Here is a 12,547-nt window from a genome sequence, read left to right on the forward strand (position 1 = left end):
TTAACCTCTTCCTAAGCGAATCGATGGTTGTAACCATACATAGATAATATCTATTATGATATTAATTACGATTGTCATGATGCCAATAATCAACACATAACCTTGTATTACAGGATAATCTCGCATCTGAATAGCTTGCAACAATAACATACCAAAACCAGGAAGGGAAAAAATTGTTTCAATAATGATAGCCCCACCTAGTATAGACCGTAAATGATTACCGATGATTGTAACAGATGTAACCAATGCGTTTTGTATCATATATTTATAAACAATAACCCATTCAGGTAAACCTTTAGCTTTAGCTAATAAAACATAGTTGCTTTCCTGTATCTTAACCATCGCATCTCGCTGCACCCGCATCACAGAAGCAATCGTTGGTATTGCTAATATAATCGCAGGAAGCAAAAGATGTCTAAATGAACCATAGCCACTAGTAGGAAATAATCCTAAATTTTCTGCAAATATATGAATGCTAATAATAGCAAGCCAAAAAGATGGTACAGAAGTTCCTATAATAGACAATGCATCTAATAATTTTGTGATGCCTCGAAAACGAGATTGTGCCATAAACGCACCAACAGGTATTGCAATCACAACGGTAAATACAATAGACACCAAGGAAAGTAGTACTGTAACTTTAGCTGCAGTCAATAACATTTCAACTACAGATTTACGCGTAATATAGGATACGCCCCAATCACCAACTAAGATGGAATATATCCAATTCTTATATTGCACAATTAGAGGTAGGTCTAATCCTAACTCATGCCGTTTATTTTCTATTTCTTGCAAGCTAGGCGCCGATACGCCATCCATAGTTAATGCTATAAGCGCCGGATCACTAGGTGCAATATTTAACAAAATAAAAGCCATAAGAGTGATACCTATAAGTGTAGGTATCATTAATATCATTTTAGTTCCAATATAACGCCCCATGTTACCTCCACTCAATAGTTTGCAATGATACACCATAAGTTAATGCATTATAACCTTTGATTTTCTCTTGATTATATATCAAAGCATTCAAATCACTTCCCAATATAATTGTAGGTGGATGCTCTATGCCGATTACCTGTAGTCTATTATATATAGGAATTCTCTCCTCTACAGTTGATAAACTATCTAGTCTCTTTAGCAACATACTCGCTTCATCATCATGATAGCCAACTTTATATATGGTATTCATACGACCTTTATCCGCTAAGTACGTATTGAAGATAGTTTCAGGTGCATAATTAGCTAACCCCATCGTTCCCAAAGATAAATCATACTTGCCTTGAGATGATAATTTTGAAAATGCTGAACCATCCAAAATAACTATAGATATATCAATGCCAAGCTCTTTATATAAGTACTGTAAATATTGAGCCACTTCTTTATAGGAGTATCGGTTTAAACCATATTGAGGAATCATCAATTTAGCTTGCACACGTTTACCTTGTAATACTTCTGCTGAAAGCTCTTTTGCTCGCCCCATATCACGAGTAATTGGCAAGTCAATAGAGAAAGGATTTAAACTATTTAAGATATTAATATTAGGCCGCGCTTGTCCGGAAAAATACTGTTGAATCAAGATGTCTCTATCAATGGCAAGCGACAAGGCTTGAACCATTCGTGTATCAGAAAAAGGCCAATTGCTTTGATTAACCGTTAGTACTTGATTAAGCGTATTTCGATTTTTACTCATAGCAAATCTCGAATCTCCTAATAATTCTAACGACAAAGCTGGTGTCATGGCACCAATATCAACTACGCCATATATTTCTTCCGCTTTCAAAGCCGCATATCGCGTTTCTGCACTCGGTATAGTACGAATCCGAATAAATTCACTTTTCGCCTTTTCACCATAATATTGATCATTACGCTGCAACACTACATATTGATTTGTTTGACGATCCACGATTTTAAACGGACCAGTACCTATATTGGTGTTAACAAAATCCCCCGTAGTTATATCAAAACTATTCGGATTAAACATAGCTGATGAAAAATTGATTAACCGTTCTGGAAAAACAGGGTCAGGCTTGTCCAAGTGGAATACAACTGTATAGTCATCAATTTTTTCTACTGATGTAAGGCCCGCATATAGAACCTTATAGTTGAACGTATAAAACGGTGATGGTTTTGTTTTCATATTCTGCCAACGTTCAGCATTTTTTAATACTGCATCAGCATTAAATGGTGTCCCATCATGAAAAGTAACATTAGGACGTAATGAAATCACCCAATCTTTATTATCATGTATCCCTCTCCAATCACTAGCTAGTACACCAGCTATGTGTCCATCAGAATCTACACCAATTAAAGGTTCCCAAACCATACCAATACTACTTATGTAATACGGATCTTTAGGCCCTGGCGCTATGTCTCGTGGTGTAGCAAGAACAATTTCATTATTATATTGAGTTTTAGGATTATAAAATAACAGGAGCCCACCAGCAATCCATAGGACTAGAATTATCCAAATCCATTTACAATATTTAAGTAAGTACATAGTAATAAAGAGGCTGCAAAGCAGCCTCTTCCTTTCTGTTTAACACAAAAATTATAGTTCAAATTGTGCAGACATCATGTAAGTTCTTGGTGTAGCTACGTATACTTGATCACCTCTCGATGCCATCCAGTAGTTTTTATTAAAGAGATTATATGCCATTAAACTGAATACAGCAGAGGAATCCTTCCATTTTGTTTTATATCGAACACCTGCATCAAATACTGTATAGGATGGTACATTAACAAGCTTACTTGCACCATTGCGAATATAGGAATCACCAAAGTATGTCATACGTGTCATGAGACCCCATTTAGCATTTGGATTATATTCAACACCTACAGTGCCACTCCAGTACGGTTGTGCACTTACACGTGTTCCATCTTGTCTACCACCTGTAGTCTTTTCTTTCTTCGCATTTAAGTACATTGCGCCACCGAATACAGACCATTTTTTAGCAAGTCGACCATTAATAGTCCACTCAACACCTTTATGACGATCCGCACCATCTTGAAGCAACCATGTACCAGCATTACCTGCTACTGTACGGTTAACTACGATATTAGTAGCCATCTTAATATCAAATAAAGACAATGTTGTTAACAAGCCATTATTTTGATATTTGACACCGATTTCATTTTGTTTTGTTTTAGCTGGTGGCAAGATTGCTCCTGCATTTCGATACGCATTACCAACAGGAGTCCCTGCATCAAAATATTCGGAGTGGCTACCATAGATAGACCAATTGTCATTTGGTTTATACATCAATGCATAAGTAGGAGATGTAGAACTTGACGTATTGGAGCTAACGAGATTACCCGTCTTATTATTATAGTTATTAGTTGTTGCAGAATGATGATGAACACCTAATACTAAATTCCATTTTTTATAACTGATTTCATCTAATGCAGTTACCCCCCACATTTGTTGTCTCGCAGCAAGACCAGTACGGTATTTTGTAATAGGCATGCTAGTTTGATTCAAACCAGTATATAAATTACCTGTACCTAATACACCAAAGTTATTAGTGCCATTATTATAATTAGGCGTGATACCAGATTCTCTTTGCTTCCAAGATTTATCAAATGCTACCGTTACTTTATGTTTAACGGAAGGACTGCCAAACTCATGGCGTGTACCAACTTGCGCGTAGTATGTATTTTGTGGAGTACCACCAATTTGATATTCTAAATTAAAATCACCGTTACTATTATTAAGTGTATATGAGCTAAATTTAGCCATTATATTATTATCCAAATTATTGTGATTTAAACCACCATTGAAGAATAATGTAGTCGTTTTATTTAATTTTTGCTCATGATTTAAGCCAAGAATGTAACCATATGTGGATTTATACATACCATCAAAGGAGTAGTTATTCTTACCACTTGGTGCTTTAGGCAAAGTATCTACATTACCTAACTTAAACCAACGCATACCATTCTCTACTTCCCCATCACGGTACCCCATGAATAAGTTCGTATTATGATGAGTTGTCTTATGATCTACGTTAACATAAATACTAGCAGCATTCACGCGTTCACCTTTTACACCAGTTTCACCACGCAAATTTTCAGCGTTAACACGTACGCCCCATTGTTTTTGAGCGCCAAAGCGTTTGCTAACATCAATATATTCACCCATATTACTACGGCCTGTGAAAGTTTGTTTATAAATCAAGCGAGGTTCATCACCGGCTTTTTTAGTAACGAAGTTAACCATGCCACCTGCTGCAGTAGATTCATATTGAATGGCAGAGCCTGTATAACCACCAGAAGGACCATCAAGAAACTCAATATGGTCCATTGCATATGTTGGTGCATTAAACTGCGTCATCAAGCCTGGGATACCATTGATTAAGCTACTTGTACCATTGGAGCGAATCCCACGATATGTAAAGTCATTATGTAAGTTACTACCAGCCATACGAATAGATGGATTAACACTAAGAACTTTATCTAGTGGTAAAGTAGATGCTGTAAAAGATTCAACCGTTCTAGGTCCAATAACCATAGCGGATGCAGGAGTATCTATTACATCTCTATTTCCTAATAAACCAAAAGTCGTATTGTTTCTTGCATATGCACCTTGTAAAACTTTCTCACGCTGTCCTGTAATTACTAAGTCATCCATTACATAATCCGCTAAAGTAGCTGACGGCGCTGATGAATCAGAATTGCTTTGAGCCGTTTCAGCCCCTTCCCCAAACGTTACATAAGGCAGGCTTATTAACGTCATACCAATTAAAACTGATAAGTATTTTTTTCTCATATTTTTCTCCTCCACACACAATTAGAAAAATACACACTATATAACTTTTATTTACATTTCATTCTATACAAATAAGTTCTATAATTATATACCCCCAAGCGTATCCATCTACCAAACACTTATGAATATTTTTCATCTACAAATTAAGATTATGGAAAATTCACACTACTTATCTTGAATATTCAATTGAAATCCACGTTTTGTACGAATTGTAATTGGTTGTCCTTCTGAATTAGTTGCTGGCTTAAAAGACCATTGTGAAATAGCATTTATTATAGCACTATCTACAGGTCCATAACCCGATGATTGAACCATCTCAATTTCACTTGTAGAACCATCTACCTCTATAGTAAAACTAGCAACTGCACGATTAGTCCCCTGATTAGACGGAATAATAGGTAAATCTGGTTCTGGGATATATAAAGGAACCGGATTACGAGATAAATCCTCCTTAGAAGGTAATACTTCATTTAAATTTGAGCTACTATTAGAATGCTCTTCTGTGTGAGGAATTTCCATAGACTCTGCCTTAGAGTTTGTTTTAGCTTTATTTTCTGTAGGAGGAGTATTAATTATTTCATTAATTGGTACACCACTTTGTATGATTTCCTTAACAATTTCTTGTGTTGGCATAGGTGGAATCTCCACCTTTTCTGGTCTTGGAGCAGAAATCTGCGGTCCATTATTAGCTTCACCTGAATCTGATACAATTTCCATTTCAATTGGCTCTCGATTCTGATTAATAGAAGGTGCTGCAAAATAATTCATATATACAGCGCCACCCATAAATATCAATATATTTATTATGATTGATATCATAAAAGAGGATTTCCACTTTGACATAAGAACCCCCTATTTAGAATCAGTAGCAACAGCAATTTTTGTGATATTCATTTGTTTTAAAGTATCTAATACTTGTACAAAAGTACCATATTGAGCCGCCTTATCACCACGTAATACAACAGTCATCTCTGACCCCTTACTTTGCTCAATTTGCAAATACTTAATCATACCTTCTATAGTAGTTTTTGTTTGATCTATATAAATACTTCCATCAGCTGTTACTGTAATAGGTACTTTTTTCTGCATATCTACCTTTGCGGTTTGGGATGATGGTAAATTGATAGGAACAGATTTTTGCACAACCATAGACAACATACTCATCATAAAAAATACTAATAGAAAGAATATAATATCAATCATGGGTATAATCATAAGCTTTGGCTTATTAGTTGTCCGTAGATTTCTAAGCTGCATCATTATCACCCACTAACGCCGTCATATATACAGCACTTATTTCTTCCATTTGAGATACAAGATTATCTTCTCGCTGAGCCAAATAAGCGTGAATAACGAGAGCAAGAATTGCAACACACAAGCCTGTTGCGGTCGCAATTAAGGCCTCACCTACACCACCGGTAATAGCAAACGGCTCACCATTAGATACGGACAATACACTAAAAGACCCTATCATACCTGTCACAGTACCAAGCAAACCCAGTAATGGTGCTAATGTTACAATCGTTTCAAGATAATTTAAATAAGCGCGTAAACGTGCGGCAATAGCAATTGCCGCACCTTGTAAAGATTGTGTTTGTTTATCAATATCATGCAGTTGTAACGCTGCCGTTTTAACTAGTTCTGCTGCAGCACCGCCATCTTTATCACAAATATCTCGTAACTCTTGCCATTTTTTTGCTACAACAAACTCTGCGACCTTTTCCTTTAATAGTGGCATATTAGATTGTGCCTTATTGTAAGTACGCACACGCTCTATCAATATGGCAACTGCAATAATTGAACAAACCAATAGCGGATACATAACTAATCCACCTTTTTCAAATAATGAAAGTAATTCCATAAATCCTCCTTGTTAACACTCTATTCATATGAATAAATTAGTATTTTATGATAACCCACAAATGTATTAATTATAATAATAATCTAACTGAAAGTAATCATCAATACTATAGAGTGTATGGGTTATTCTAAGAAAATAAAGATTTTACACTATTTTAGTCATATAAAAATAAAATCAGGGGGCTGTAACAGAACGCGGTTTTACCGCATTCTAGTTGCAGCCCCTTTAAAATATAAGAACCATCAAGAAAATTAGATTTGTAAAATCTTATGTTTTCTTGATGGTTTTTGTTTTTAGACGCACTTAAATATGCCTCTAGGCCTATTTAAAAATTTTTGGTTTAAGCAGTTTCTTTTGCAGTAAATAATGTTGTATTAACTCGTCCTGCTTGTATTCTGTTATGTAATTTTGCAATATTGAATCCCATGGATAATAGATATAGCATCTTATGCACGTTTCCACTGCCACGGTGTAAAAAGCGTCTAAACCCCAGATCTTGTTTTAACACACCAAATGCGCCTTCAACTTGGATGGAACTGTTAATTCGTAATTGAATGCCTGTATCACTAATCAATCTATCTTGGTTCTCGGCCAATACGGTATCATACTCAGGTGTAATCTCAATTCGTTTTACTTGATTTTTTGTCGTTGGTTTTACATACCGTTGGCATTCCTTCTTGTATCCACATCGGTTACAAGACTCACAAATATAGACCTTTCGCTCAGATACAAATCTTGTTTTGTTTTTCGCCTTACGTGTGAAGGCATATTTTAATTTACGTCCTTTTGCACATCTAAATGCATCTTCTTCAGGTATATACTCCATATTACGAGCTTTGCTAATATCCTTGGAACAAGTCCTAGTTTTTGCTTTTTCATAATATTGAGGCTTTATACAAGATAGGTAATGGTTGTTTTTTAACCAAGTTAAGTTCTCATGGCTATCATAACCGGCATCAGCTACCACATATGTGAATCGGCGGCTATGAATCTGTTCTAATTGCTGTACAAATGGAATTAAGGTATTAGTATCATTTGGCTTGGGAAATATACCAACTCCCATAATATATTCAGAATGAACTGCTAATTGTACATTGTAGGCAGGCTTAAGCTGTCCATTACGCATATGGTCTTCCTTCATACGCATAAACGTTGCATCATGATCTGTTTTAGAATAACTGTTGCGTTCACCCATAATATACAATTGCTGTTCGTATTTTTTGCGCTTCTCATATAAATCTTCTGCTCGCTCATACAATCGTTGTAATGGTGTTTTATGCTTACCTTTTCCTTGTACTAATTCCATATGGTGTACTTCAATCTCTTTAGAGAGGAAGGTATAGATACATTCATCATTCATACAATGGGTATCTAGGCCTAATTCATTCCAGATATCTTGCTTTAATATAGCTAATTTAGATGGTAATGTATCTAGTCTTTTTTGTACTGCTTTTCGCCAGACAAAGGTATACTTGTTGGCATTAGCCTCTAGTTTAGTTCCATCAACAAAGACTTCATTGAATGTTAAGGTATCATGTCTGTTAATAGCTTCCATTAACTGTGAAAACAGATTCATTAATATATCTAGTGTACAACGGGCGAAAAATCGTTGAAAAGTCATATGACTTGGGGCTGAACAGCCTTGAAGAAGCCACATATAATTAATATTTTCTTCACATTGTTGTTGTATCATACGTGTAGAATACACGCCGTTGGACATAGCATAAACAAAAATTTTGAATAGAATATGCGGTGGAACTTTAGATTTTCTCCCTTTAAGAGAATACAAATGCTGTAACTCTTTATAGTCTAATTCCTCCAATACAGCATCGAGTAACCGCACAGGCGCTGTTTCTTTTATCAACATGCCATAATCCAATGGTAAAACTAGTTGGCGAGGCATGACTAGTTTGGTATAATGAAGTTTATTGGTATGGTTTTGCTTCATAATTTAATTATACCAATGAAGAGGGCCCTTCGAGGTCCTTTTTCTTAGAAATATAGAAAAAAGCTATGAGTTGAATATATATGATATGTACCCCCTTTACTGGACAACCAGTAAAGGGGGGATTTTCATGAGATATAGTTATGAATTTAAAAAAAAAGCAATTGAATTATTTCATCAAGGTGAATGGCCAGAGACACCAATCGGAGTATTGCCTCATACTTTTCATGATCAAATAAGAAAATGGGCTAGACAAGAAATGTTTAATGGTCCAGAAATCAATAAGCATCGTACAGATAATCAATGTTGGTCTCCAGAGAAGAAATATGGGTTAGTATGCCAAGTATTATTTGGAAAATCCATACGTTCTGTATCTGTTATGGCTGGAATTAATACTGGACAACTGTATCAATGGGTTCATAAATACAAAACTTTGGGATACAATGGTCTTATTAATAAACCTAAAGGACGACCACCAAAGGATTGCAAAATGAAAGTAACTAAGACTATCTCACCTCGAAAACTCAAAGAGAGTGAATACGAGGAGCTCATTCGCTTACGAGCTGAGAATGCTTATATTAAGGCTGAAAATGAAGTCATAAAAAAAGAGATTGCCTTGAGAGAAGAAAAGGAAGCTGCGCGTCTCAAGGCGAAAAAGCAGCGATTATTAAAACGCTCCGAAAGCAAGGATATCAACTAAAATATCTTCTAAAAGCTATGCCAATGTCCAAATCTACCTATTATTTTGAACTTACTAAAGTAGATCTTGTAGATAAAATAAATACAGAGCTAAAAGATGAAATCCATAAGATTTTTACAGAACATAAAGGTCGGTATGGTGTACGTCGTGTATACCAAGAACTTCTTAATCGAGGTTTTGTAGTCAATCTCAATTTAATTTCTCGTGGGGAAAATGCTATTTGTCGCCTATTTTAGATATGAATACGAATGAAATTGTTGCGTATAACTTAGCATTAAGGCCTAACTTAGAACAGATTTCTCGTATGTTAGAGAAAGCCTTTAAGAAGTTTACTAATCTTTCAGGATTAATCTTCCACTCTGATCAAGGATGGCAATACCAACCTAACTATTTTAGGCAAGCACTTAAAGAACAGGGCATTATTCAATCTATGTCTAGAAAAGGAAATTGTTATGATAAATCTGTGATGGAAACCTTTTTTGGTAGATTGAAAACAGAAATATATTATGGTTTTGAAAAAGAATATTCATCATTTAATGCTTTTGCAGTAGCGATAGAAGAATATATTAACTATTACAACAACAGAAGAATCCAGAAAAAAACAAAATGGATGCCCCCTGTAAAATACAGGGAAGCATCCATGTGTTTAGGCTAGTAAATAATATGTGTCCAGGAAAATGAGTACATATCAATAAAATCAACTCATATCTTTTTTAGTTTAAGGGGCTGTTTTGTTACAGCCCCTGCTCACGGGCTATAAGCCCGTAGTACTAGGCCAGCGTCTAAAGGCACTGGCTTTCACTACGTTCAAGCCGCATAGCCATTGACTCGTAACCTTCCCCTCAAAGGGGATATGTATTACTTGCTACCCTTAAAAGGGTCCTCATATTCTTTTACACTTAACTTATCCTTCATTTGGTCATGTAACTCTTGCTCACGTATATATTTTCTTACTGTTGCCTCATTTAGACCTACTGTACTAACATAATATCCCTCGGACTAAAAGTGTCTATTTCCAAATTTATACTTTAAGTTTGCGTGTTTATCGAACATCATAAGTGCACTTTTACCTTTTAAATATCCCATAAAAGATGATACTGCTATTTTAGGTGGGATTAATACTAACATATGCACATGATCTGCCATGAGCTCCCCCTCTATAATCTTGACGCCCTTATATTCACATAAACGCTTCAATATTTCACGTAAACTATTTCTATATTGATTATATATAACTTTACGTCTATACTTAGGTGTAAATACTATGTGGTATTTGCATAACCATTTTGTGTGCGCAAGACTCTGTGTCTTTGTTGCCATATAAAATCACCTTTCTTTTGCATATAATGCGGCTTGAACACTTACATTATACTTAAGCAAGGTGATTTTTTTGTATAACTTTCGTTGCCGCACCCGCATAGCGGGTGGTTTTATGATTCGCGACTACGTCGCGAACCAGTCTAAAGACAATAACAAAAAAGAGGCTGTTACCTAGTAACAGCCTCTAATAAGACGAGAAAAATATTCAATTAATCGATACTTTGTTGTAGTCGTTGAGCACGGTATGCTAGCCAACCTTTACGTACAACATAGATTCCCATACCAATAACTACTGCAACAGTGCTGCCAGCCATTGCTTCAACACCACATGCATATACTGCGTATGCACAGTATACTACACCGATGCCAGCAACCATGTAGAAACGTTCAATTTTACGTTCTGCAACGCCAGACATTTGCATCATAGTTGGTACTGCAAGAATGCAGAGGATATAAGGTACAACATTAGTTACAACCGCAAGGTTTACCAATGTTTCAAATTGACCGCGTAAGGAATCATTTGCTGTGAACAATGTAAGAATTGTTTCGATAGCAAGTAAGATGAATACGCCACGAACAGGAGCATCTTTGCTATTTACACGAGCAAATACTTTAGGGAAATAGCCTGCTTCTGCAGCATTTTTAAATACGCGAGACAATGTAAATTGCCAGCAAAGCAAAGCTCCGCAGCAAGAAACAATCATAAGAGCCATCACAACATTTGCAATTGTATCATTAAACATATATGCAAATGTAAGCCCAAATGGTGCATTAGAATTAAGTAAATCTGCGTTAGGCACAATACCGGCCATAACGTTTGTGGACAAGATATAAATCACCGCCACTGCTAATGTGCCTGCAAAAGTTGCAATTGGCACGTTTTTCTTTGGATTTTCTACAGCATCTGCATTTGCTGCTGCTGATTCAAATCCTAGGAAGCCCCACAATGTTAAAGCAATAGATTGTTTAATTGCTTCAAAGAACGGCAAGTCGTTTGGATTCCATGCTGCCATATAAGTATCTGGATTAAACCAGAACCAACCAATTGTACCGATAAGAAGTACCGGAACAACACAACCCCAAATAGTAATGTTGCTGAGCTGACCTGTAAAGCGATTTCCTCTAAAATTCAAAATCGCTGCAAACCATAACAAAACAATTGTTACTTGACTAGTTTGCGTTGCATTTAGATCAACACCAAAGAATTCTGATCCATAGCCTACTGCAGATACTGCAATAGCTATGTTAGCAATGATGAGAGATATGCTATAAGCATAGCTCGCCATAAAATGTCCAGTTTTACCGAAGCGATGTTCTGCATAACCGCCCATGCCTCCCTTAATTTGGGAGAACATACCCGCTTGAGCAAAAATATACGCTAACAAGAGCGCACCCACAGCTGTTACGAGCCAAGATAAAACTGAAATAGTACCAACTTGAGCCAAATTAGTTGGTAACATAATGATTCCAGCTCCTAGCATATTGGCTGCTACCATTGTGGTTAGCTGGAATACAGACATTTTTTTAGCGGTGGTTTTCATGTATCAATCCCCTTTCGTAAGGTGAATTTTTTCTCGTCCATAATTCACAAATATATATCAAAACCGCTAAGCACTTTCAGTTCCTGCTGTAATGGGCGGGAATGTGAAAGCACCGTTTTATTTAAGTTTTTATTTTTATTTCGAATTAATAATAACATCATAAGAGTTAAATGAAAAGTACTTTATTGGTGGACAAAGCATATTACACGAATTGAATAAAATTATAGTAATTATATATTATTTTATATTAGAAACGGTATGATAACATTAAGAGTGTCATTTTATCCTAGTTTAACCTATTAATTATATGGAAAACCACTATCTATTCTAACTATAGTTTCGTACTACAAGACCATTACTCTTTTACAGTCCATCCAATACGGACACTTTATAAATGAGAAAATCAAAAAATTGG

11 protein-coding genes and 1 pseudogene are annotated in these 12,547 nt (G+C 35.8%); 3 read left to right on the forward strand and 9 right to left on the reverse strand.

Annotated elements, in window-relative coordinates; translation table 11 throughout:
- The 7 genes from VTHSUH11_RS04110 to VTHSUH11_RS04140 form a co-directional block, all read right to left on the reverse strand.
- Nucleotides 1-939, reverse strand: a complete 939-nt coding sequence (locus tag VTHSUH11_RS04110; protein WP_105092726.1) for an ABC transporter permease — start codon at nucleotides 937-939, stop codon at nucleotides 1-3.
- Nucleotide 940: 1 nt separating this feature from the next.
- On the reverse strand, nucleotides 941-2,497 hold the full coding sequence (locus VTHSUH11_RS04115; RefSeq protein WP_105092727.1) for an ABC transporter substrate-binding protein: 1,557 nt from the start codon (nucleotides 2,495-2,497) through the stop codon (nucleotides 941-943).
- Between the two features lie 51 nt (nucleotides 2,498-2,548).
- Complete coding sequence (locus tag VTHSUH11_RS04120) at nucleotides 2,549-4,765, reverse strand: TonB-dependent receptor (RefSeq protein ID WP_219843292.1); 2,217 nt, start codon at nucleotides 4,763-4,765, stop codon at nucleotides 2,549-2,551.
- 165 nt (nucleotides 4,766-4,930) lie between these two features.
- The gene (locus tag VTHSUH11_RS04125) at nucleotides 4,931-5,608 is read right to left on the reverse strand and encodes an energy transducer TonB (protein ID WP_105092729.1); all 678 of its coding nucleotides are present in this window, start codon (nucleotides 5,606-5,608) and stop codon (nucleotides 4,931-4,933) included.
- Between the two features lie 9 nt (nucleotides 5,609-5,617).
- Nucleotides 5,618-6,025: an ExbD/TolR family protein gene (locus VTHSUH11_RS04130; RefSeq protein ID WP_342352074.1), complete on the reverse strand. Its 408-nt coding sequence runs from the start codon at nucleotides 6,023-6,025 to the stop codon at nucleotides 5,618-5,620.
- Nucleotides 6,012-6,626, reverse strand: a complete 615-nt coding sequence (locus VTHSUH11_RS04135; protein ID WP_105092730.1) for a MotA/TolQ/ExbB proton channel family protein — start codon at nucleotides 6,624-6,626, stop codon at nucleotides 6,012-6,014. Before VTHSUH11_RS04135 ends, VTHSUH11_RS04130 begins: the two co-directional genes overlap by 14 nt.
- A gap of 340 nt (nucleotides 6,627-6,966) precedes the next feature.
- Nucleotides 6,967-8,574: an IS1182 family transposase gene (locus VTHSUH11_RS04140; protein WP_105092731.1), complete on the reverse strand. Its 1,608-nt coding sequence runs from the start codon at nucleotides 8,572-8,574 to the stop codon at nucleotides 6,967-6,969.
- A 127-nt stretch (nucleotides 8,575-8,701) separates the two neighbouring features.
- Between VTHSUH11_RS04140 and VTHSUH11_RS04145 the strand changes: the two genes are divergently transcribed.
- From VTHSUH11_RS04145 to VTHSUH11_RS04155, 3 genes are read left to right on the forward strand one after another with little or no spacing between them, the layout of a single operon-like run.
- The gene (locus VTHSUH11_RS04145) at nucleotides 8,702-9,271 is read left to right on the forward strand and encodes a helix-turn-helix domain-containing protein (RefSeq protein ID WP_244899980.1); all 570 of its coding nucleotides are present in this window, start codon (nucleotides 8,702-8,704) and stop codon (nucleotides 9,269-9,271) included.
- A 23-nt stretch (nucleotides 9,272-9,294) separates the two neighbouring features.
- Nucleotides 9,295-9,507 (forward strand): IS3 family transposase, encoded by a 213-nt coding sequence (locus tag VTHSUH11_RS04150; protein ID WP_219843293.1) that lies wholly within the window; start codon nucleotides 9,295-9,297, stop codon nucleotides 9,505-9,507.
- Nucleotides 9,492-9,926 carry an IS3 family transposase gene (locus VTHSUH11_RS04155; RefSeq protein WP_146104609.1) on the forward strand — a complete coding sequence of 145 codons (435 nt, stop codon included), beginning with the start codon at nucleotides 9,492-9,494 and terminating at the stop codon, nucleotides 9,924-9,926. The genes VTHSUH11_RS04150 and VTHSUH11_RS04155 overlap by 16 nt, the downstream gene beginning before the upstream one ends.
- A 203-nt stretch (nucleotides 9,927-10,129) precedes the next feature.
- Here the strand turns inward: VTHSUH11_RS04155 and tnpA are convergent.
- Both tnpA and potE read right to left on the reverse strand, forming a co-directional pair.
- A pseudogene (gene tnpA / locus VTHSUH11_RS04160) lies at nucleotides 10,130-10,591 on the reverse strand (IS200/IS605 family transposase).
- A gap of 209 nt (nucleotides 10,592-10,800) precedes the next feature.
- Complete coding sequence (gene potE, locus VTHSUH11_RS04165; RefSeq protein ID WP_105092735.1) at nucleotides 10,801-12,132, reverse strand: putrescine-ornithine antiporter; 1,332 nt, start codon at nucleotides 12,130-12,132, stop codon at nucleotides 10,801-10,803.
- Between the last annotated feature and the right edge of the window lie 415 nt (nucleotides 12,133-12,547).

This window comes from Veillonella tobetsuensis, from assembly GCF_002959935.1.
Classification (GTDB): Bacteria; Bacillota; Negativicutes; order Veillonellales; family Veillonellaceae; genus Veillonella; species Veillonella tobetsuensis.

Bases quoted from the DNA above. Each gene is read 5' to 3' on its own strand.
- VTHSUH11_RS04110 (WP_105092726.1), bottom strand. From the start codon at position 939: ATGGGGCGTTATATTGGAACTAAAATGATATTAATGATACCTACACTT.
- VTHSUH11_RS04115 (WP_105092727.1), bottom strand. From the start codon at position 2,497: ATGTACTTACTTAAATATTGTAAATGGATTTGGATAATTCTAGTCCTA.
- VTHSUH11_RS04120 (WP_219843292.1), bottom strand. From the start codon at position 4,765: ATGAGAAAAAAATACTTATCAGTTTTAATTGGTATGACGTTAATAAGC.
- VTHSUH11_RS04125 (WP_105092729.1), bottom strand. From the start codon at position 5,608: ATGTCAAAGTGGAAATCCTCTTTTATGATATCAATCATAATAAATATA.
- VTHSUH11_RS04130 (WP_342352074.1), bottom strand. From the start codon at position 6,025: ATGATGCAGCTTAGAAATCTACGGACAACTAATAAGCCAAAGCTTATG.
- VTHSUH11_RS04135 (WP_105092730.1), bottom strand. From the start codon at position 6,626: ATGGAATTACTTTCATTATTTGAAAAAGGTGGATTAGTTATGTATCCG.
- VTHSUH11_RS04140 (WP_105092731.1), bottom strand. From the start codon at position 8,574: ATGAAGCAAAACCATACCAATAAACTTCATTATACCAAACTAGTCATG.
- VTHSUH11_RS04145 (WP_244899980.1), top strand. From the start codon at position 8,702: ATGAGATATAGTTATGAATTTAAAAAAAAAGCAATTGAATTATTTCAT.
- VTHSUH11_RS04150 (WP_219843293.1), top strand. From the start codon at position 9,295: ATGTCCAAATCTACCTATTATTTTGAACTTACTAAAGTAGATCTTGTA.
- potE (WP_105092735.1), bottom strand. From the start codon at position 12,132: ATGAAAACCACCGCTAAAAAAATGTCTGTATTCCAGCTAACCACAATG.